The following is a 20,906-nucleotide window of genomic DNA, read 5'->3' as shown; positions in this document are numbered from 1 at the left end:
TTACCCTAAGAAGATTAAACTCTTCTTAGGGCTTTTCCATCTATAATCGTAAACAATGTTTTAATTATGCTTGTGCAGTAAAGTAGTCCTGCGGTAATTGCATAATTAAATCAGCACCTGCGTAAATACGCTCAGCACGTGCTGCTAAGTCTGGTAACACTTTTGCTACGTAGTAGTCTGCCAATACCAATTTATGTTGATAGAACGGCTCTGCTTTCACGCGAGCAGCTTCATGAATACGCGCAAACATATAAACAAAGCTGAGTAAGCCTACAACATGTAAATAATCGACAGCGACAGCATTGCTAAAGTTCGGGTTTGATTTCGATTGTTCAACCACAAATTGTGTTAATGCTTCAACTTTTCCACATACATTGACTACAGCTTGTTTGAGCGTTGAATCAGGCATAGTGTTGCTAAATTCTAAAATTTCAGCCATGTATTCTGCAACAAATGCACCTGAACACTTGATAGTTTTACGCCCAATTAAATCAATGGCTTGTACACCATTGGTACCTTCATAGATTTGTGCAATACGTAAGTCACGAATACACTGTTCCATACCCCATTCACGAATATAACCGTGTCCACCAAAGCACATTTGAGCTTCTAAAGTGGCTTGTAATGCAGTATCAGTTAAATAGGCTTTAGCAATTGGTGTAAGCAGTGCAACACGGTCATTAGCTTTACGAACAGCCTCAGCATCGGTTGAATATTTGGTAATATCTAGTTGTTGGCCCACATAGACTGCAAATGCACGTGATGCTTCATTGTTAGCACGTACATTAAGAAGCATACGGCGTACATCGCCATGAACTAAAATTGAATCTGCTGGTTTCTCTGGGCTTTGTACACCTGTTGCTGCACGACCTTGTAAACGATCTGTCGCATATTGCGCTGCATTTTGATAGGCATATTCTGAAGCGCCAATCCCCTGAATACCCATAGACAAACGTTCATAATTCATCATCACGAACATGCCCGCAAGGCCTTCATTTTCTTTGCCGACCATGTAGCCTTTCGCACCGTCAAAGTTCATGACACACGTTGCAGAGCCTTTAATGCCCATCTTATGTTCAATAGAGCCTGCGCCTACAGCATTACGTTCACCTAGTGTACCGTCAGCATTCACCAAAAATTTAGGCACAATAAACAATGAAATACCACGAGAACCTGCTGGTGCATTAGGTGTTTTGGCCAAGACTAAGTGAATAATATTTTCACACAGATCATGCTCACCGCTGGTGATAAAAATTTTAGTCCCAGTAATATTGTATGAACCATCATCATTTGGTTCAGCTTTGGTCTTAATAATCCCTAAATCTGTACCAGAGTGAGGCTCTGTTAAACACATCGTACCAGACCATTCACCTGTATAAAATTTTGGCAAATAGGTTTCTTTTTGTTCTTGTGAAGCACGGTCATTAATGGCCATACCTGCACCCACAGTTAACAGTGGATACAGCATAAATGATGGATTGGTACTCCAAATCATTTCATCTGCCAATACTGTCAGCATTTTTGGCATGCCTTGACCACCCCATTCTTCTGGAGCACCTAGACCAACCCAACCACCTTGCGCAAACTGATTAAACGCATCTTTAAAACCTTCCGGTGTTTTTACTTCACCTAGGTTAAATTGCGCACCACCTGATTCATCAGCACTACGGTTAAGGTCTAAAATGACATTTTTAGAAAATTTAGCCATTTCCTCTAAAATTGCGTTGGCCGTAGCAACATCTAAGTGAGCTAAATTTTCGTTGGCTTGCCAAAACTCATCAGCTTTAAATACATCATTTAAAATGAAGTCCATGTCTTTGAGTGGTGCATTATAAATTGGCATTAAACAATCCTTAATTTATTAGGTGCTGATGCTAGGCTTCAGCTTTTTGCAAATAACATTCAATGATAAGAAAGCTTTGGGCTTTTCTTTGCTTAAAATTTAAATTTCTGAGAGCGGTGCGGTCAGATAAATTGATCTGAAACAGTCATTAAAACGTGCTAAGACAATAAAATAATTTATTTTAAAATGGAATTTTATTTATAAAATATGACCTCAAGGGTTCAGTTTCCTTGACATTAAGCTTTGATACTACAAGATTGTTCACATATTCTTGATATTTGTTTTAAACGGCTATTTTTAATTCAAAATAAGATACTCTGCACGACCTTAGTGTTATTTTAGTCAGTATTGAATCGCCGTAACCTTCTATCACATTCTCCATTGATGTATTTGGAATAAAAATGACTACAGTACGCCAACAAAATTTTCTACAACGCAAAGAGAAAATTTTAGCGATGGCCGAAACGTTATTGCTAGATAACAATCAGGACATTACCTTAAGTGAGCTCGCCTGCGAGTTAGATATTGCTAAGGGCACGATTTACAAACATTTTAAAAGTAAAAATCAGCTGTATTTGGAATTAATTATTTTAAATGAGCAGCGTTTGCTAGAGATTTCCAAAAAATATAATCACGATATTAAAACCTACGTATCACAATATATGCTCTACAATATGCTCAACTCCAATCGAACTATTCTGTTGCATGTGATTGAAGAGCGCCTAACCAATAATGAACGTAAACTGAAAGACTTATTTGAAGAGCTTTATCATATTCGTGAACAACGAATACTCGAAATCAAAGATTTATTTGCAAATCATCTTAAAGAAACCAATAGCATGATGTCGATTCGTGACTATTTATCTTATATTTGGACGGTTACTTACGGCGCTTCACTTTTATTAAATTCGACGCACTATCAAAAATCGATAGGTTCACGTGAGCGTTTAATTAAACTCTATGTTAATCAAGCACTCATGACACCAGATAAAATCGCCAGCCCAAGTCATACTTAAGAACTTAAACTGCACGTTGCATGATGAGCTTTCACTATTGAAAATTTAATCATGCACCATATAAGGCCCAGTTGAACTGGGCTTTTTAAAACTCTGATATTTTAGTTTATGCCACTTGCACAGCAGGAAAACCATCTTCAGCCAAAGTCTCTAAAATTTTTTGTTGCGGTGCTGTACTTTCAATCTCCACAATTTTAGTTGCAACATCAATCTGAACAGTTGCATTAGGGTCAAGGTCTTTAATCGTTGCTGTTACACTACGGGCACATCCGCCACAGGTCATTGCATCTATACGTAGTTTCATTGTCTTTAACTCCTGAATATTTATCGCAATATTTAAAGCTATTACGACCATATTGATTAATGTAAAGCTTCCCATTGAGTGAAGGTCAAGCCTTTAATGAATACCAAGCTCAATTTTATTTAAAATTTCACATTCAGCTTGCTGATTCCCAGCACAGCAATTGACGGACTGCTGTAGGTTATCCACCATGGCTTGTAAGTCTGCAATTTTTTGCTTTAAAGCTAAAATATGTTTTTGAGTTAAAGCTTTCACTTCGGCACTTTGTCGGTCATTATTTTTCCAAAGTTCCAAAAGCTCTTTCATTTGCTCTGTAGAAAATCCAAGTTCTCTGGCATGTCGAATAAAATGCAAAGTTTTTAGGTCGTCTTCGCTATACATTCGATAACCCGCATCGCTACGTTTAGACGCAGGCAATACGCCAATGTCTTCATAATAGCGAATCATTTTTGCAGAAATACCTGAGCTTTTAGCAGCTTGTCCAATATTCATCTTAAGGCTCCAATCTCACTCTATTTATACCACAAGCCTTCACTACTTTATTTTTGCTGGCTGATAACGTTTTAAACGTAAGGCATTACTAATCACAAATACTGAAGACAATGCCATTGCTCCGGCAGCAAACATAGGTGAAAGTAAAATTCCAAAAAATGGATATAACAGCCCTGCCGCCACGGGAATTAAGGCAACATTATAAATAAAAGCCCAAAATAGATTTTGGCGGATGTTGTTCATGGTAGCTGTACTCAAGCCAATTGCTGTTGGCACGGCTTGTAAATTACCAGACATCAATACAACATCGGCGGCTTCAATCGCAATATCAGTTCCTGTACCAATCGCTAAACCGACATTCGCCTGTGCTAACGCGGGTGCATCATTAATACCATCACCAACAAATGCTGTACTGCCATATTCGGCTTGGAGCTGTTTAACTGCTTTAACTTTTTCATCAGGCAACACCTCTGCAATCACATTATCAATCTGGAGCTGTTTAGCAATTGCCTGCGCGGTATGCAAGTTATCGCCTGTGATCATAGCCACTTTTAAGCCTTGCGCATGTAAAGCACGAATTGCACTAAAAGTCGTTTCTTTAATTGGATCTGCTACAGCAATAATGGCAGCAAGTTGTTGGTCAATGGCTACATAAAGTGGTGTTTTACCCTGCTCACCTAAATGCTGTGCCGTGGTCGAAAATACATCTGTATTTAAGCCCAAATCATGCATTAAACGCGCAGCACCAATATGAATCTGTTGTCCTTCTAACTCTGCACGAATACCTGCACCTGTAATCGAATTAAACTGTGTGACTTCCAAAAATTCGAGCTTTAAGTCTTGAGCTGCTTGCACAATTGCGTATACAATTGGATGCTCGGATTTTGCTTCTACAGAGGCTACTAACTTTAAAACCTCATGCTCATTAAAGCCATCCACGACCTGAAAATCTGTGAGTTTAGGTTTACCTTCAGTGAGCGTACCTGTTTTATCCACTGCAACTACTTTGGTTTCTTTCAGTTGCTGTAAGGCCTCGCCTTTACGGAATAAAACACCTAATTCGGCACTACGTCCTGTACCCACCATAATCGACATTGGTGTTGCTAAACCCATAGCACATGGACAAGCAATAATTAGCACAGCCACAGCATTAACTAAAGCATAGCTTAAGCTCGGTTCAGGCCCCACAAAATACCAAGCCGCAAAAGTGAGTACTGCTAGCAACATAACTGCAGGCACAAACCATAAAGTAACTTTATCCACTAAGGTCTGAATCGGAAGTTTTGAGCCCTGTGCTTGTTCGACCATCTGAATAATTTGTGACAGTACTGAGTCTTGCCCCACAGATGTTGCTTTTATTGTTAAGTTACCATTTTGATTGATGGTCCCTCCAACAACTTGTTGCCCAGCTACTTTTTCAACCGCTAAAGGCTCACCGCTAATCATGGACTCATCAATATAACTTGTACCCGCAATAACCTCGCCATCTACAGGCACTTTTTCACCGGGGCGAACCTCAAGCACCATACCAGACTGAACTTGCTCTATTGGCAATTCAATATAAGTACCTTGTTGCATCACACGTGCAGTTTTGGCTTGTATGCCCATTAAATATTGTATGGCTTGCGATGTTTTACCTTTAGCTTTGGCTTCTAAATAACGCCCCAATAAAATGAGCACAATAATAACCGCAGCCGATTCAAAATAAACATGTACCGTACCTTGTGGCAATATCTGAGGCATAAACAATGCGATACACGAAAATAAATATGCAGAGAATGTTCCAACAGCCACCAAAGAGTTCATATCTGGCGCTAAGCGCAATAATGCAGGAACCCCATGCTGATAAAAACGGCGCCCGGGTAATACTAAGACCAAACTGGTTAAAACAAACTGAATATACCAGCTATTTTGTAGGCCAATTGCACCATGAATCCAATGATGAAACGCTGGAATGAGATGACTTCCCATTTCCAATATAAATACGGGAATGACCAATATTAAAGCAATCATCAGATCTCGTTTAAGCTCTAACAATTCTTGCTGTTTTTTTTCTGTACGTGTTTTATCTAACACTTGAGCAAGGCGTGCTTCAAAACCTGCTTTTTTAACTGCATGAATTAATGCTTCGGGTTGACCGCCGTACACAAAAGCTTTTTCACTTGCTAAGTTCACGGTTGCATTCGTTACACCATCAACTTTCATTAAGGCCTTTTCTACCCGTGCAACACATGACGCACAGGTCATTCCAGTCAGGTCTAACTCAATGGGTTGACTAGCAACTGTATACCCTGCCTTTTCAATCGCACGATTTAAGGTCTGGATATTTAGCGAACCCACAGCTTCTACTGTGGCTTTTTCAGTGGCCAAATTTACAGCGCTATGCAGTACACCATCTACTTTGTTAAGCGCTTTTTCCACCCGTGCGACACAAGATGCACAAGTCATTCCTTCAATAGGAATATCGAATTGTTGAGTAACAATATTAAATCCACTACGTTCAACGGCCTGTACCACACAATTCAGCTCAATGGGTTGTGTACTTATAATAGTGGCTTGTTCAGTGGCTAAATTGACCGTAGCATGCTGTATATGCTCAATTTTATTTAATGCTTTTTCGACTCTTACAGCACACGAGGCACAAGTCATCCCCTCAATATCTACGGTGAGTTTATATTGTTCTACGTCGTTTTCAGGTCTTGTAGTCGACATATTTCATGCCTCATAACTTACTCAATTGATGCCTATAGCTTAAACATTGCCATATTGGTAAGGTCAAGCATAAACAATAAAAAACAGGCGCATTCGCCTGTTTTTTTATTGTGCCAATTTAGCAAAAGCTAAAATTAGAGCATCTTAGTCAGCAGAAATATCTTCAAACAACACTGAAGATAAATAGCGCTCGCCGCCGTCTGGTAAAATCACCACAATGTTTTTACCCGCGTTCTCAGGACGTGCAGCCAATTTTGCAGCTGCAGCCATCGCAGCACCACTCGAAATACCCACTAAAATACCTTCATGTGTCGCTGTTTTACGCGCCCACTCAATAGCTTCTGCGCTTTCGATTGCAATCACTTCATCGACTAAATTTAGATCAAGGTTTTTAGGAATGAAGTTCGCACCAATGCCTTGAATTTTGTGTGGCCCTGGCGTTAATGTTTCTCCTCGTTTTGCTTGACCAATAATTGGCGACTCAGCTGGCTCAACAGCCACCGAATAAATCGGCTGATTTTTTACTTGTTCAAAGTAACGTGAAATCCCTGTAATCGTACCACCCGTACCCACGCCTGAAACTAAAATATCGACTTTACCACCAGTTGCTTCCCAAATTTCTGGGCCAGTGGTTAATTCATGAATTTTAGGATTTGCGGGGTTTTCAAATTGCTGTGGCAAATAATAGGTTTCTGGGTGTTCTGCAACTAAGCGCTCAGCTTCTTCAATTGCGCCTTTCATACCTTTTGCAGGCTCGGTTAATACCAAATTTGCACCAAAAGATTTTAAAACTTTACGGCGTTCAATACTCATGCTGGCTGGCATCGTTAGAGTAATATCATAGCCTTTAGCTGCTGCGACAAAAGCCAAAGCAATACCTGTATTGCCACTGGTCGGCTCTACAATATGCATGCCTGCTTTTAATAGGCCTTTTTCTTCGGCATCTGCAATTAAAGCTGCACCTACACGGCATTTCACAGAAAATGCAGGATTACGGCTTTCCACTTTTGCCAAAACCGTTGCACCCGACTGAATCGCACGATTAATCCGTACCAACGGTGTATTACCAATGGCTTCTGCGTTATTGCTATAAACAGCAACACCTAAATTAGTAGGTACTGGAAAAGCACTATCTGTTGTCATGAGAATTCCCTTAGTTTTATACATCACTCAATCTTAAGCATCATAACGCCAATTTTAAAGTGCTGTATATTTTTTGCATAAAATGCATCAATTTGTGCTAAATTTTTAAATATCCTGTATATTCGTTATCCGATGTAATAAATGAATGCATCTTTTTGATACATATAATTTTTATTGATATTTATTTTCACTAAAAACCATTAATTATTGGCATTTTTTTACAGCACCTACGTCAGATAACCGTATACTAATTCCACGCAAAACCTACATGGATACTTTGAAATGAATACGGATCTAGAAATCACCAGTTTGCGTGATTCTGCAGATATCGTCGTCGGTGTTCTAAAATCCTTAGCGAACACAGACCGGCTACTTATATTATGTCATTTAGCGCAAGATGAACTGAACGTTTCACAAATCGAGCAAATGACTGACATCTGCCAGCCTACTTTATCGCAACAACTCATGATGTTACGTAAAAGCGATGTTGTGAATACACGACGAGACGGTAAGCAAATTTACTATTCCATTAAAGATGAAAATTTGATTACCGTACTTAAAACCTTACAGGATTTATATTGCACCGCACCTGAGGTTTAAAAAAGAATACTTGGCTGACAGTACCTAAAAACAATTCTTCATTGACAGCCAATAGCCAGACTTTTCCTTCCTTATATAAGCTCTCTCAATTTATTACAAAATAAGAATTTCAGCACAGCGCCCAATTGGATTAGCTTTATCTAGATCTTTTAAAAATGATCTCTCAAAATTTTGTCAGGACTTCTTAGCATTTTTTATGCATAATATATATTAAATTGTGATTTAGAATTTTTATGTCAGATTTAAAACAGCGCGTCTTAGGTTTTTTTCCTGCTTGGCAATGGCTACAGGATTATCATTCTGAAAAATTTAAATCTGACCTATTGGCCGCCTTGATTGTGATTGCCATGCTGGTTCCTCAAGGTATGGCCTATGCCATGCTTGCAGGTTTACCACCCATCATGGGCTTATATGCCAGCATGCTCCCCATGATTATTTATGCCATGACTGGCAGTAGCTCAACTTTATCCATTGGCCCTGTCGCCATTATTTCGATGATGACTTTTGCGACCCTCAATCCTTTATTTGAGGCTGGTTCACCCGTCTATATTGATGCCGCAATGTTATTGGCTGTGATGGTTGGGGTCATTTCCTTTTTATTGGGCATATTTCGCTTTGGTTTCTTAATTCAGCTCATCAGCCATCCAGTTATCAAAAGTTTTATTATTGCTTCTGCTTTAATTATTGCTTTGGGTCAAATCAAATTTTTAGTCGATGTTCCCCTTAATGGCAATAACATTCCACAATTTATTCAAAGTGCTTGGCAATATTTATCTTTAAGCCATGTGTTTTCTTTATGCTTTGGCGTAGTGGCTATTTTATTTTTAATTTATGTACCCAAATTGCTTAACAGCCAAGCAGTGCAAGGTAGAATTGGCTCGACTAACTTTTTAATTAAAGCCTTGCCATTAATGCTCGTGGTCATCTCAATTGCGCTCACCATCGGTTTTGGCTTAAGCGCTTATGGCCTTAAAACTGTGGGGGAAATTCCCTCTGGCTTTCCCCCTTTACACATGCCATTTTGGACATGGGATTTGGTGCTTAAATTACTTCCTGGCGCAACCATGATTGCCATGATCAGCTTTGTTGAGTCTTTGTCTATTGCACAGGCAACAGCTTTACAACAACGTAGTCACCTCAACAGTAACCAAGAACTAGTTGCGTTGGGCCTTGCAAACTTAAGTGCAGGGTTAAGCTCAGCCTTTCCCGTAACGGGCAGTTTATCTCGTACAGTGGTAAATGCCGATGCTGGTGCCAAAACGCCGATGGCTGGGGTTTTATCCTCAATTTTTATTATTATCGTCACGCTGTACTTTACAAGCTTTTTTAAAGACCTTCCTTTGGTTATTTTGGCGGCAACCATTATTGTATCTATCTGGAAATTGGTCGACTTCAAACCTTTTTTTGATACTTGGCGCTATTCACGTGCAGATGGTATTGCCATGTGGATCACGTTCTTAGGCGTAGTGATTATTGATATTTCAACAGGCTTAATGATTGGTATCATTTCTACTTTTATTCTGATGCTTTGGCGCATTAGTCGACCACACATGGCCGTTATTGGATTGGTCGAAGGTACGCAACATTTTAGAAATATACAGCGCCATCATGTGGTCACTACGGCAGATATTTTGTCTGTACGTATTGATGAAAGTCTAACCTTTTTAAATGCGAACGCTTTAAAGGGATTTTTGATTAATGAAATTAGCCAACACGCTGAGCTACAACATGTGATTTTGAACTGCTCAAGTGTAAGTAGTATTGATTACAGTGCATTAGAGATGCTTGAAGATATTAATGCTGAACTGGCTAAGCTCAATATCCGTTTGCATTTTTCAGAGGTTAAAGGCCCTGTGATGGATAAACTGCAACAATCTAAATTGCTTAAGCATTTAAGTGGCCAAATTTATTTAACTCACTTTAAAGCAATTCAAAGCCTTTCACCTAAAATACTGGAATACCAAATCTAAATAATCAAAAAGCCTCATTTTTATGAGGCTTTCTCATGGTTAAACTCGATATTTTATTCGAAATCCAATGTATTTTTTTAAAAAATGAATTTTTAAATCAATCATTTAATTTTTATATTTATTTTTCTCACAAGCGAATAATTTTTTCAGTATAAAATAGGCGCCTAATTTTCATCATTTTGTCATTGTAATTCTGACAAGGCTCTCCTATGTTCACTGCTTTTACGCGTTTGAGTTTAGTAACCCGAATTATTATCGCTATCATTTTGGGCGTATTGGTTGCTGTGTTTTTTCCAAATGCTGCCCCTTATTTAAGTATGCTTGGTGACTTGTTCATCAAAGCATTAAAATCTGTTGCTCCAATTCTTGTATTTGTTTTGGTATTAGCTTCCATTGCAAACTTTAAAGTCGGCAGTAGCAATGCATACATTAAACCAATTATGTTGATGTATGGCATCGGTATGTTCTTAGCTGCGCTTAGTGCTGTTATTGTCAGTATTTTGTACCCAAGCACACTATTCTTAAATATTCCGCCACAAGCTGATTTAGCACCGCCAGGAAGCCTTGTAGAAATTATGAAAAACTTGTTACTGAGTTTCGTTGCAAACCCAGTAACTGCAATTTCTGAAGCAAACTTTATTGGTATTTTGGCATGGGCTGTGGCTCTAGGGATCGCATTCCGTCATGCTGCAGATACTACTCGCACGTTCCTTACGGATGCTGCCAATGCAGTCAACAGCGTGATTCGTTTAGTAATTAACTTTGCTCCTGTGGGTATTTTTGGCTTAGTTGCTGTGACATTTGCAGATGCAGGCTTAAGTACGCTTGCAAGCTATGCGCATTTGTTAGCCGTGCTTATTGGAACAATGTTTTTTGTGGCTTTAGTCATTAACCCAATTATGGTGGCATTTGTAACACGCGCAAATCCCTATCCATTGGTATTTCAATGCTTGCGTGAAAGCGGTATTACAGCATTCTTTACGCGTAGTTCAGCAGCCAATATTCCGGTGAACTTAGATTTAGCAAAACGCCTTGGTGTACCTGAATCGACTGCAAGTGTTGCTATTCCATTAGGTGCTGCCATTAACATGGCGGGGGCTTCTGTTACCATTACTGTTCTTACCCTTGCAACTGTAAATACTTTAGGTATTAATGTTGACTTTACAACCATGCTAATTTTATCTGTATTAGCCACTGTTTCTGCATGTGGTGCATCAGGTGTTGCTGGTGGTTCATTATTATTAATTCCAGTTGCATGTGGCTTATTTGGTATTACATCAGATGTTGCCATGCAAGTCGTTGCAATTGGTATGGTAATTAGCGTTTTACAAGACTCTACCGAAACAGCGTTAAACTCTTCGACTGACGTATTATTTACTGCAGCCGTAGACCGTGGTTTAAAGTAATATACTTTTTCGTATATAAAATGCGCTGTTTATTATGCCATTTAAAACTTTACCAGCTTGGGTACAACTCGGCGCTTTCTTTCTTGCTTTAAATGCAGGCATGATCAACGTTATAGGCTTGGTCACTGTCCTGCATCAATCTGTCTCTCACATGACAGGCAATGTCAGCATGCTTGCGCAAGCCATTATAGAATGGCAGCCAGAGCATGTATTGTACTTAGCGCTTGTTGTCCTTTGTTATGTGATTGGCTCACTTTATAGTGGGCTCATCTTAGGAAATAGCCACTTTCGCTTAGGGCGCCTTTATGGGGTTCCCTTAAGCTTAGTGGCTTTTTTTATATTAATTTGCTGGATACTGACACCTTATTTTCCACGTTATGCACTGCTATGGGCTTGTGTGGCTATGGGCGTACAAAATGCTATGGTCAGCCACTATAAAGGCACGATTATTCGCACCACACATTTATCAGGCGTACTAACTGATTTAGGTTTAGCACTGGGCTATAGGCTTCGTGGTCTGCCTTTAGAAAAACGCAGAATATTACTGCATGTACTCATCTTAATGGGCTTCTTTTTAGGCGGGATAGTTGCTTCTTTGCTTTATCCTTTATTAAACTTAAATACATTCCTAATCCCTGCAGCCCTAAGTATTTGCATGAGCGCTGTGTACTGGGTCATTTATTTACGCTATCGGCACATTCAACATTAGTTTGGACTTTTTTCATGGTTAAAAATGCATTACAAGCACAGCTACTCAAAGCTGGTTTGGTCGACAAACAAAAGGCAAAAAAACTGTCAAAGCAAGCAGCTCACGAAAAACGTACTGGCGACAGCAATGAAGCTGAAATGAAAGCTAAAATTGCACAAGAGCAGCAGGAAAAGCAAGCGCGTGACCAAGCGATTGAGCAAGAGAAAAAAGCCCTACTACAAGAGAAAGAACTCAAAGCAGCCATTGTGCAAATGATCAATCAACATAAAATTGGTCAAACAGATGGCGATTCCGTGTATCAGTTTATTGATCAAAATAAAATTAAAAAGGTTTATATCAATCAACAAATTTATAATGCCTTGGTTGCAGGCAGTCTGGTGGTTGCTAAAGACAACGACAGCTACGCATTTTTACCTAAGCCATTAGCTGACCGTATGAACAGCAAAATGGAAGGATTTATTATTGTGAATAATTCTGAGAAGAATGAACAAATCACAGAAGAAGAAGATCCATACGCAGCATACGTCATTCCAGATGATTTAATGTGGTAAATCTTCCAGTAAACTGCATAAAAAAAGCCCCAGTTCTTTAGGCATGGGGCTTTTTTTATGCCTTGCATCGGAACTTAGTCCGCCAATAAATCTACAAGTACTTGATCCACTTTCTCCGCTTGTTGCAGGTTTGTTTTCCAAATACATTGGCTTGCTTGCATGGCTTGAGCAAAACTTGAATCGTCATACACAATCGTATTTAAAAACCGCATCCTAGGGATATTGTCTAAAAGCTGGTTGGCTTGTTGAATGGCTTGCAGTTCGGTGTGCATCGGTATTTTATTCAGCAATACATACACGCGAAGTTGTGGGTTGGACTGCTTCATCGCAATGGCTAGCTCGACCATCTCATTTAGCAGTTGTAAATCTTGCTCGTCTATTCCTGTTGGAATAATCATTTTATCAGCATGCTTAAGCACAGAGCGTAGCGCTTTACTATCGTGCCCATCAATATCAACCACAATACTGTCATACTGCTTTTTTAAATGTTGAATTCTTTGATCTAAAGTCGAGGCATCATTTTCTGTAACATCTAGGTGCTCAAAGGCAAGGTTTTTATCATGTTGAAGTGCCCATTCAAAATGATCAGTCGTTAAATCTGCATCTAACAGCACAGTACGATGGGTTGGTTTTAAATATTCACACAAATGCATTGCAAGAGTAGTTTTACCAGCACTCGCCTTTAAACTGGTAATGACATAAATATTTGTCATTATTTTTCCACCTTTATTTATTTTCATACTAGAGCCAGCAGATGGCATGATCATTTGTTTTATTTCTATATTTTCGTGTTACAGCATTCAAAAGTGAATCTGATTGACTGGTCATTCATCTTGTTTAATTGGTTTATTTACTACATTAAAAGATTCATTTTCTTAAGATAACAACGCCAATCTATACAGTGTTTAAATCCGTCTTGGCTGTAGTTACAACTGCCATAAGTAGCTCAATTTCAGTTAATATAGACTGGTAACTTAGCGAATAAAGGTGGCGGTAGGATGTTAAAGTGGTTTGAAAAGTTGGTAGATCCCTATCCAACAAAAGGTTTGAATGAACCCTTACCCACTACTTTCTTTGCCTTTGTATGGAAAGCTGCAGATGGTGTAAAACGCTATTTATTGCTTTTAGTGTTGTGTACCGCAGGTGCTGCCAGCTTTGAAGCATTGCTGTATGCCAAAATTGGCGATTTGGTCAATTGGCTGAGTCAAAGCCAGCCTGACACATTTATGGCAAATCACCAGCAAAACTTGATTATCTTGACCAGCATTTTATTAGCCAATGTGTTCTTTTCTAGTTTACAAACCATTGTAAAACATCAAATGCTTTATAGTAGCTTTCCCATGCGATTGCGCTGGCGCTTCCACAACCTTTTATTGCAACAAAGCCTCGATTTTTTCCACAATGATTTTGCTGGTCGGTTATCTGCAAAAGTCATGCAAACTGCATTAGCCGTACGCGAATTTTGGATTATTTTAGGCGACATGCTGGCCTATGTTTTAATTTATTTCGTCACCGTTAGCTTAGTATTTGCGGCTATTTCACCAATGCTCCTGATTCCGCTCATGCTGTGGTTGGTGCTGTTTATTGCTTCAGCAGCTTACTTTATTCCCAGACTCAGCAAAATATCTAATAAACAAGCCGATGCCCGTGCGGTAATGACCGGCCGAGTTACAGACGCCTATACCAATATTCAAACTGTCAAACTCTTTGCGCATGCAGGCCGTGAAAGCCAATATGCCAAAAGCTCTATGCAAGAATTTATGGTAACAGTGTTTAAACAAATGCGTTTAGGCGCTCGCTATTCTATTAGTATTAGCATTTTAAACATTGTGCTTTACGGTGGTGTAATTGGTACAGCCGTGTATTTGTGGTTACAAGGCCAAGCCGAACTTGGCGTAATTGCAGCTGCAACTGCCATGATTTTAAAACTCAGCAGTATTGCAGAATTTATTATGTGGCAAACTTCTGCACTGTTTGAAAATGTCGGAACCATTCAAGATGGTATGAAAACCTTAGGGCGCCGTATTAGCATCCAAGACAAAGATAATGCACAAGATTTACAAGTCCCACGTGGTGAAATCAAATTTGAAAATTTAAGCTTTGCTTATAATGATAAAAAAGTGATTGATCAACTTAATCTGACCATTCAACCGGGTGAAAAAATCGGTATTGTCGGTCGCTCTGGTGCAGGTAAATCGACGCTTATTCAATTACTTTTACACTTTTACTCTATTAACGAAGGTCGTATTTCGATTGATGGCCAAAATATAGAAGATGTAACTCAAGACAGCTTAAGAAAAAATATTGCGCTTGTAACTCAAGATACTTCGCTATTGCATCGAACCGTTGAAGAAAATATTAAATACGGCCGACCTGATGCATCTAATGAAGAAATGTTTGAAGCCGTACGTAAAGCTAAAGCTGAAGAGTTTATTCCTCAATTGGTCGATTTACGTGGCCAAAAAGGCTATGACGCTTTTGTTGGTGAACGCGGTGTAAAACTTTCTGGCGGACAGCGCCAACGTATTGCAATTGCACGGGTATTTTTAAAAGATGCGCCTATTTTAATTTTAGATGAAGCCACCAGTGCATTAGACTCTGAAGTTGAAGCTGCAATTCAATCGAGTTTAGATGACTTAATGCAAGGTAAAACCGTCATTGCAATTGCACATCGCCTATCCACCATTGCACAAATGGATCGTTTAATTGTGCTTGACCAAGGGCGCATTGCAGAACAAGGCACACATGATGAACTGGTGGCTTTAAATGGCATTTATGCACATTTATGGCAACGTCAAACAGGTGGTTTTTTACTTGAGCAGTCTTAAGTGATAACTACTCATCTATGTTGTAAATAAGGAAATTTTAAGCAATGCTGTATTTGGAAGATATAAAAATTGGCGATCGTTTCATCAGCCGTGAATATGAAATGACACTTGCAGAGATTAAACAATTCGCACAGGCCTACGATCCGCAGCCCTTTCATACCGATGAAGCACTTGCAGATCAGCACCCAATTTTTCAAGGCATTGCAGCCAGTGGATGGCATACAGCAGCAGTCACTATGCGTTTATGGACAGAATGTTTTCCTATTGCGGATGGATTGATTGGTTCTGAAACGAGTATCCGTTGGCCACGTCCTACTAGACCGGGCGATAAAATCCATGTGGAAGTCGAAATTGTTGCCATTACACCATCTCGCAGTAAACCTGACCGTGCCATTGTGACTTATATCACGCAAGCACTGAATCAAGCACAGGATGTCGTCTATATTTCCAACACAAAAATTGTGGTATTTAAAAAAGAAAAACTTTAAATTCAATAGATCAGATTCATTGTTTTGGCGCTTTTTGGGGCCCAACCACCTGAATGTAAATTGTCCAACAATTTTAATGGGCTTATATAGGATTTCATGCCAATATAAGTCCGAATATAAAAATATAAAATGATTGCAATGGATCGCGCATGAAAACAAACGCCACACGTCAAGATCAAGGTATACCAGGTGTTTATGGCTTACTTCTTTTAGATGTTGTTTCTCGCTGGGGTTACAATGACCAAACCCTATTTTCGCCATTTGACCTCAATAGCGAACAACTTGCAGATCCTGATTATCGCATTCCCACAGCTGTTGCCAATCAATTGATTCAACATGCCTTACGATTAACTGGTGAACCAACATTGGGTTATCACCTCGGCAATCAAATGCGTATCTCAATTCATGGTTTTATTGGCTATGCCATTATGACTGCAGAAAGTATTACCGATGCCCTCATATTGGCAAATCGTTTTATACAACTACGTTTACCGTTTTTACAGTTATTTTTTTCTACCTTTGGCAACAAAGCCACCATACAATTACAAACCGATATTGAGCTTGAGCCAATACGTTCAGAAATCTCAATTGCACTCATGTTTGGCCTCATTAGCATGGGTAAAGCCATTACAGGCGTAGAGGATTCTGCGGGGGAAATTGATTTTGATTTTCCACAACCTGAAGGTTTTGAACGCTTCATGGCTAAGTATCCAAATCATACCTTCCGTTTCGATCAACCTCATCTGCTCCTGAGTTTTAACAAAAGTTATTTAACGAATAAGCTGGTGAATGCTGATCCAATCGCCAGCCAAATTGCGATTAATCAATGTGAGGCTGAACTTTCTGCTTTAGGTGAGCGCCATCGAATTGCTATGCGCGTACGTGATATTTTAACCAATTCAGAGCAACATTATTTAAGTATTGAAGCCGTTGCTGAACGCTTATTTATGTCGGATCGAACGCTAAAACGCCAATTAGCTGCTGAAGGCACTTCATTTTCGACCTTAGTGGATGAAGTTCGCTATCGTCATGCCACATCTTTGTTGTCTCGTACTGACTTTACCTTAGAGCAAATCGCAGATGAGCTTGGCTATAGCGACGTTGCAAATTTTAGTCGTGCCTTTAAGCGTTGGAGTGGCCGTAGCCCAAGTAACTGGCGTAAAGACCCTTATTTATAATTCTGACTGATTATGGCTTTTTTTTTTAACTAAAAGCATGTATAAACATGCAAAAATGACTTTCACAGCTTTAAGGAGTTATCCATGAATCATCCTTCAGAACTAAAATATGCACGTACACACGAATGGGTGCGTATTGAAGGTGATCTTGTTGTAACGGGTATTTCAGACCACGCGCAAGACGCATTAGGTGATTTAGTTTATGTTGAAGCGCCTGAAGTAGGTCAAAAAATTATTGCTGGTGAACAAGCGGGCGTGGTTGAGTCGGTAAAAACGGCATCTGATATTCATGCACCTATCACGGGTACTGTTGTAGAAGTTAACCCAGATTTAGAAGATGATCCTGATTTTGTCAATGATTCACCTTATGACAAAGGTTGGATTTATAAAATCAAACCAGACAATATGGCAGATATTGAAGCTTTACTTAGTAGTGCGGATTATGAAGCAGGTCTTTAATTTGATTTTTTAAATTCGAAACCTTATAAAATCAGCCATCTGGCTGATTTTATTTTCTGTGTAATAGTTAAAAATAAAAGTTTATCCAATAAATACCCTAGAAAGAATAAAAGCACGATTTTCGTCGTGCCTTTTGAGTAATGCTTAATATAAAAATTACAGTCGATTAAGACGCTTGCTCATCTTCTAAAGACTCTTCTTCTTTGCTTTCACTCAGCATACTAAAGCTAGAAGTTGATTCTAATGCTGGATTTGCACGGCTACTTTTGAGCTTAATTTGCAAACGTAGCTCATTGGTCGAATCGGCATTTCTAAGTGCTTCATCATAAGAAATTGCACCTTCATTATACAAATCAAATAATGCCTGATCGAACGTCTGCATACCAAGTTCACGTGACCTTGCCATAATGCCTTTTAGCTCATGGAATTCACCTTTTAAAATCAAGTCCGAAATTAAAGGCGTGTTCAACATAATTTCAACAGCAGCACGGCGCCCTTTACCATCTTCAGTACGAATTAAGCGCTGCGAAATAATCGCCTTCATATTAGAAGACAAATCCATAAGCAACTGATTTCGACGTTCTTCTGGGAAGAAGTTGATAATACGATCGAGTGTTTGGTTGGCATTATTGGCATGTAAAGTACCTAAACATAAATGCCCTGTTTCAGCAAAAGCAATTGCATGTTCCATAGTTTCCGTGTCGCGAATCTCACCAATTAAAATAACGTCAGGTGCTTGGCGTAAGGTATTTTTCAAGGCGTTATGCCAAGAATGACAATCCACCCCCACTTCACGGTGAGTAATCATCGATTTCTTATGTTTATGTACATATTCAACAGGATCTTCAACCGTAATAATATGACCTGCTGAATTTTCATTTCGATGGTCAATCATTGCTGCCAAAGATGTCGATTTACCAGAACCAGTACCACCCACAACCAGTACTAATCCACGTTTTTCCATAATCACATGCTTAAGTGATTCTGGTAGCTTTAGCTGTGTAAAAGTTGGAATTTCATTGGTAATGGTACGAATCACCATCCCAACGTGCAATTGCTGCTGAAAGACATTCACACGGAAACGCGAAACTTCTGGAACGCTAATTGCGAAGTTACATTCAAGTTCTGCATCAAATTCTTTGCGTTGCTTTTCATTCATTAAGCTATAGGCAAAAAGCTTGGTTTTGTCTGGTGTTAAGGCTTGTTGACCAAAAGGTTTCATTAAACCTTGATGCTTAATACTTGGTGGAAAATCCGCCGTAATAAATAAGTCAGATCCCCCGTACTCAACAACTTTGGTTAGCATGTGGAACATTAAGCGACGTGCTTCTTCAAGCAACTCAGCTGAGTACATAGTGGATTTCCCCAAAATTGAACAGCAATAGGTCTATAAAAAGTAAGACCTACTTCATGATTATTTTTAATTGGATAATTGTGCATGCTTTTTACATCACACTCAATTATAAGCATCTAATTTTAAAACATTTTCTTATAAAAAATGTGTAGTGATTCATGTTTATATGAAAAATTTTGAATTTTTACGTTTTATGATAATTTTTTAAACAACATAAAAAATGGCCAAGTTCTACACATGGCCATTTAAAACAGTCATAAATCTTAGTATTGATCTCAATTAAGCACTACGTTTTAAGCTTTGCGTGCGTAATTGCGCTGCAACTTCATTTAAAAGTTGATCAGTTTTAGTCCAACCCAAGCAACCATCTGTCACAGATTGACCATACGTCATCTGGTCAGAAATTTTCTGTGCACCATCAACCAAGAAGCTTTCTAACATCACACCGCGCACATTGCTTAACTGACGCTCCAATACAATCGTACGTAATACTTCAGGTTGTAGCATCGGGTCTTTTCGGCTGTTACCATGACTACAATCAATTACTAAAGCAGGCATTTCAGTTTTAATTTTCGCTTGGATTTTTTCAATTTCATCCAAAGCATAATTTGGGCCAGTATTTGAACCACGTAAGATTAAATGTGCCTTAGGATTACCCTGTGACGCAATAATACTTGGCAAGCCAGACTGGCTCAATCCCATGAATTGATGTGGATTTGATGCAGATTGAATGGCATCTAAAGCAATTTGAATAGAACCATCTGTGCCATTTTTGAAGCCAATACTGTAAGGCTGATGGCTTGAAATTTCACGGTGAATTTGCGATTCACTGGTACGTGCGCCAATTGCACCCCATGCCAATAAATCATCAAAATAAGCTGTCGCCATCGGACTTAAAATTTCAGATGCAATAGGTAAACCCATCTCTATAATTTGGAGGTAAAGTTCACGCGATTTTTGCAGACCTAGCTGCATATCTGAAGAATTATCTAAATTTGGATCATAGAGAAAACCTTTCCAGCCCACTGTAGTACGTGGTTTTTCTATGTATGCACGCATTACAAGGAAGATTTGGTCTTGAACCTGTGCCTGAATTTTTTTAAGTTTTTCTGCGTATTCGAGTGCTGCAACAGGATCATGAATTGAACATGGGCCAGTAATGACCATTAAACGGTGATCTTTGCCTTCTAGTATATTTTGTATTGTTTGGCGCTGTGCCACAATTTGAGTAGCTAATGTCGCACTCAGTGGTAATTGTGCTTTGAGCTGGTGCGGTAAACTTAATGCCGTTTCTGTTGTAACAGTTTTTTCTAATGTGATATTTAAAGCGTTCATTGGTCTTTCCTATGGACTGTGTACAAAACAGTCCGATCTTTTATTTGAGCGTTATGGGTCTAATGGATTGCTGGCTGAGTGTCATAAACTGACTAAAGTAAAACCAATATGAGCTGCTAAAATATGAATAGTTAAATGTCATCATGGCGAATCTTCCAAAAGTGTTATAAAAAATCGAGATATAAAAAAACCTGATCAGGGTTGCCGATCAGGTATAAACTTGGTGGGCAACCATTTTCCGTGCCCGAACGCGTTCAGGCAATTATCTAAATTGCCAAAAATAATAGTAAGCGTTTGAGATTAATGGTTGCTTTAACATCTTGATTTCATCAAAAGGTATCTGTCTGAAAATCAAAATACGCTGTATTCAATGCTTTGACAATAGCTTTATGTAAAATTATTGCTAAATATTTACACTATTTATTGCACAAACGCATATTTAGGCACTATTTATACTTCAGCTCGTATTTTCAAGATTTAGATGATTTTCCAAACCATTCTAGATGCATGAAAACCCATAT

Annotated in this window: 18 protein-coding genes; 10 read left to right on the top strand and 8 right to left on the bottom strand. The window is 39.0% G+C overall.

All coding sequences use genetic code 11. The features are described from left to right. Window positions 1-64: 64 nt before the first annotated feature. Entirely contained in the window at window positions 65-1,843 is a 1,779-nt protein-coding gene (locus D9K81_RS04790) for an acyl-CoA dehydrogenase C-terminal domain-containing protein (protein ID WP_121523140.1), read from the bottom strand. A 401-nt stretch (window positions 1,844-2,244) separates the two neighbouring features. On the opposite strand from D9K81_RS04790, the gene D9K81_RS04785 reads away from it, so the two are divergent. Beyond that, complete coding sequence (locus D9K81_RS04785) at window positions 2,245-2,859, top strand: TetR/AcrR family transcriptional regulator (protein ID WP_120374038.1); 615 nt, start codon at window positions 2,245-2,247, stop codon at window positions 2,857-2,859. A gap of 106 nt (window positions 2,860-2,965) precedes the next feature. Here D9K81_RS04785 and D9K81_RS04780 read toward each other — a convergent pair whose 3' ends face one another. The 4 genes from D9K81_RS04780 to cysK form a co-directional block, all read right to left on the bottom strand. Continuing rightward, window positions 2,966-3,163 carry a heavy-metal-associated domain-containing protein gene (locus D9K81_RS04780; protein ID WP_120374037.1) on the bottom strand — a complete coding sequence of 66 codons (198 nt, stop codon included), beginning with the start codon at window positions 3,161-3,163 and terminating at the stop codon, window positions 2,966-2,968. 93 nt (window positions 3,164-3,256) lie between these two features. Beyond that, the gene (gene cueR, locus D9K81_RS04775) at window positions 3,257-3,652 is read right to left on the bottom strand and encodes a Cu(I)-responsive transcriptional regulator (protein WP_120374036.1); all 396 of its coding nucleotides are present in this window, start codon (window positions 3,650-3,652) and stop codon (window positions 3,257-3,259) included. A 42-nt stretch (window positions 3,653-3,694) separates the two neighbouring features. Beyond that, window positions 3,695-6,364 (bottom strand): heavy metal translocating P-type ATPase, encoded by a 2,670-nt coding sequence (locus D9K81_RS04770; RefSeq protein ID WP_121523138.1) that lies wholly within the window; start codon window positions 6,362-6,364, stop codon window positions 3,695-3,697. Between the two features lie 144 nt (window positions 6,365-6,508). After that, window positions 6,509-7,507: a cysteine synthase A gene (cysK, locus tag D9K81_RS04765; RefSeq protein WP_120374034.1), complete on the bottom strand. Its 999-nt coding sequence runs from the start codon at window positions 7,505-7,507 to the stop codon at window positions 6,509-6,511. Window positions 7,508-7,789: 282 nt separating this feature from the next. Here cysK and D9K81_RS04760 point away from each other — a divergent pair, with 282 nt between their 5' ends. The 5 genes from D9K81_RS04760 to D9K81_RS04740 all read left to right on the top strand — a co-directional run bounded on the left by D9K81_RS04760 (window position 7,790) and on the right by D9K81_RS04740 (window position 12,743). Then, on the top strand, window positions 7,790-8,107 hold the full coding sequence (locus D9K81_RS04760) for an ArsR/SmtB family transcription factor (protein WP_120374033.1): 318 nt from the start codon (window positions 7,790-7,792) through the stop codon (window positions 8,105-8,107). A gap of 233 nt (window positions 8,108-8,340) precedes the next feature. Further along, the gene (locus D9K81_RS04755; RefSeq protein ID WP_120374032.1) at window positions 8,341-10,077 is read left to right on the top strand and encodes a SulP family inorganic anion transporter; all 1,737 of its coding nucleotides are present in this window, start codon (window positions 8,341-8,343) and stop codon (window positions 10,075-10,077) included. A 209-nt stretch (window positions 10,078-10,286) separates the two neighbouring features. After that, window positions 10,287-11,483, top strand: a complete 1,197-nt coding sequence (sstT, locus tag D9K81_RS04750) for a serine/threonine transporter SstT (protein WP_120374031.1) — start codon at window positions 10,287-10,289, stop codon at window positions 11,481-11,483. Window positions 11,484-11,517: 34 nt separating this feature from the next. Continuing rightward, on the top strand, window positions 11,518-12,192 hold the full coding sequence (locus tag D9K81_RS04745) for a YoaK family protein (protein ID WP_120374030.1): 675 nt from the start codon (window positions 11,518-11,520) through the stop codon (window positions 12,190-12,192). Between the two features lie 14 nt (window positions 12,193-12,206). Further along, the gene (locus D9K81_RS04740) at window positions 12,207-12,743 is read left to right on the top strand and encodes a DUF2058 domain-containing protein (protein ID WP_121523136.1); all 537 of its coding nucleotides are present in this window, start codon (window positions 12,207-12,209) and stop codon (window positions 12,741-12,743) included. Between the two features lie 74 nt (window positions 12,744-12,817). On the opposite strand, the gene D9K81_RS04735 is transcribed toward D9K81_RS04740, so the two are convergent. Next, window positions 12,818-13,456 (bottom strand): nucleotide-binding protein, encoded by a 639-nt coding sequence (locus D9K81_RS04735; RefSeq protein ID WP_171406874.1) that lies wholly within the window; start codon window positions 13,454-13,456, stop codon window positions 12,818-12,820. Between the two features lie 285 nt (window positions 13,457-13,741). On the opposite strand from D9K81_RS04735, the gene D9K81_RS04730 reads away from it, so the two are divergent. The 4 genes from D9K81_RS04730 (at window position 13,742) to gcvH (ending at window position 17,696) form a co-directional block, all read left to right on the top strand. Next, window positions 13,742-15,571: an ABC transporter ATP-binding protein gene (locus D9K81_RS04730; protein WP_120374027.1), complete on the top strand. Its 1,830-nt coding sequence runs from the start codon at window positions 13,742-13,744 to the stop codon at window positions 15,569-15,571. Between the two features lie 44 nt (window positions 15,572-15,615). Beyond that, window positions 15,616-16,059: a MaoC family dehydratase gene (locus tag D9K81_RS04725; protein ID WP_120374026.1), complete on the top strand. Its 444-nt coding sequence runs from the start codon at window positions 15,616-15,618 to the stop codon at window positions 16,057-16,059. Between the two features lie 149 nt (window positions 16,060-16,208). Then, window positions 16,209-17,237 carry an AraC family transcriptional regulator gene (locus tag D9K81_RS04720; protein WP_120374025.1) on the top strand — a complete coding sequence of 343 codons (1,029 nt, stop codon included), beginning with the start codon at window positions 16,209-16,211 and terminating at the stop codon, window positions 17,235-17,237. A gap of 84 nt (window positions 17,238-17,321) precedes the next feature. Continuing rightward, window positions 17,322-17,696, top strand: a complete 375-nt coding sequence (gene gcvH, locus D9K81_RS04715; RefSeq protein WP_120374024.1) for a glycine cleavage system protein GcvH — start codon at window positions 17,322-17,324, stop codon at window positions 17,694-17,696. A 166-nt stretch (window positions 17,697-17,862) separates the two neighbouring features. Here the strand turns inward: gcvH and D9K81_RS04710 are convergent, their stop codons facing one another. Together D9K81_RS04710 and D9K81_RS04705 are read right to left on the bottom strand one after the other, a co-directional pair. After that, the gene (locus D9K81_RS04710; protein WP_120374023.1) at window positions 17,863-19,050 is read right to left on the bottom strand and encodes a PilT/PilU family type 4a pilus ATPase; all 1,188 of its coding nucleotides are present in this window, start codon (window positions 19,048-19,050) and stop codon (window positions 17,863-17,865) included. A gap of 279 nt (window positions 19,051-19,329) precedes the next feature. Next, window positions 19,330-20,385 carry a 3-deoxy-7-phosphoheptulonate synthase gene (locus tag D9K81_RS04705; RefSeq protein WP_120374022.1) on the bottom strand — a complete coding sequence of 352 codons (1,056 nt, stop codon included), beginning with the start codon at window positions 20,383-20,385 and terminating at the stop codon, window positions 19,330-19,332. Window positions 20,386-20,906: the final 521 nt, after the last annotated feature.

The sequence above is a fragment of the Acinetobacter chengduensis genome (assembly GCF_003664645.1).
Classification (GTDB): Bacteria; Pseudomonadota; Gammaproteobacteria; order Pseudomonadales; family Moraxellaceae; genus Acinetobacter; species Acinetobacter chengduensis.
The sequence above is the reverse complement of the archived record's forward strand: the minus strand, read 5'-3'. Positions and strand labels throughout refer to the sequence as shown.

What these genes read in the sequence shown, in the direction of transcription:
- D9K81_RS04790 (WP_121523140.1), bottom strand. Translation starts at nt 1,843, where the DNA reads ATGCCAATTTATAATGCACCACTCAAAGACATGGACTTCATTTTAAAT.
- D9K81_RS04785 (WP_120374038.1), top strand. Translation starts at nt 2,245, where the DNA reads ATGACTACAGTACGCCAACAAAATTTTCTACAACGCAAAGAGAAAATT.
- D9K81_RS04780 (WP_120374037.1), bottom strand. Translation starts at nt 3,163, where the DNA reads ATGAAACTACGTATAGATGCAATGACCTGTGGCGGATGTGCCCGTAGT.
- cueR (WP_120374036.1), bottom strand. Translation starts at nt 3,652, where the DNA reads ATGAATATTGGACAAGCTGCTAAAAGCTCAGGTATTTCTGCAAAAATG.
- D9K81_RS04770 (WP_121523138.1), bottom strand. Translation starts at nt 6,364, where the DNA reads ATGTCGACTACAAGACCTGAAAACGACGTAGAACAATATAAACTCACC.
- cysK (WP_120374034.1), bottom strand. Translation starts at nt 7,507, where the DNA reads ATGACAACAGATAGTGCTTTTCCAGTACCTACTAATTTAGGTGTTGCT.
- D9K81_RS04760 (WP_120374033.1), top strand. Translation starts at nt 7,790, where the DNA reads ATGAATACGGATCTAGAAATCACCAGTTTGCGTGATTCTGCAGATATC.
- D9K81_RS04755 (WP_120374032.1), top strand. Translation starts at nt 8,341, where the DNA reads ATGTCAGATTTAAAACAGCGCGTCTTAGGTTTTTTTCCTGCTTGGCAA.
- sstT (WP_120374031.1), top strand. Translation starts at nt 10,287, where the DNA reads ATGTTCACTGCTTTTACGCGTTTGAGTTTAGTAACCCGAATTATTATC.
- D9K81_RS04745 (WP_120374030.1), top strand. Translation starts at nt 11,518, where the DNA reads ATGCCATTTAAAACTTTACCAGCTTGGGTACAACTCGGCGCTTTCTTT.
- D9K81_RS04740 (WP_121523136.1), top strand. Translation starts at nt 12,207, where the DNA reads ATGGTTAAAAATGCATTACAAGCACAGCTACTCAAAGCTGGTTTGGTC.
- D9K81_RS04735 (WP_171406874.1), bottom strand. Translation starts at nt 13,456, where the DNA reads ATGACAAATATTTATGTCATTACCAGTTTAAAGGCGAGTGCTGGTAAA.
- D9K81_RS04730 (WP_120374027.1), top strand. Translation starts at nt 13,742, where the DNA reads ATGTTAAAGTGGTTTGAAAAGTTGGTAGATCCCTATCCAACAAAAGGT.
- D9K81_RS04725 (WP_120374026.1), top strand. Translation starts at nt 15,616, where the DNA reads ATGCTGTATTTGGAAGATATAAAAATTGGCGATCGTTTCATCAGCCGT.
- D9K81_RS04720 (WP_120374025.1), top strand. Translation starts at nt 16,209, where the DNA reads ATGAAAACAAACGCCACACGTCAAGATCAAGGTATACCAGGTGTTTAT.
- gcvH (WP_120374024.1), top strand. Translation starts at nt 17,322, where the DNA reads ATGAATCATCCTTCAGAACTAAAATATGCACGTACACACGAATGGGTG.
- D9K81_RS04710 (WP_120374023.1), bottom strand. Translation starts at nt 19,050, where the DNA reads ATGTACTCAGCTGAGTTGCTTGAAGAAGCACGTCGCTTAATGTTCCAC.
- D9K81_RS04705 (WP_120374022.1), bottom strand. Translation starts at nt 20,385, where the DNA reads ATGAACGCTTTAAATATCACATTAGAAAAAACTGTTACAACAGAAACG.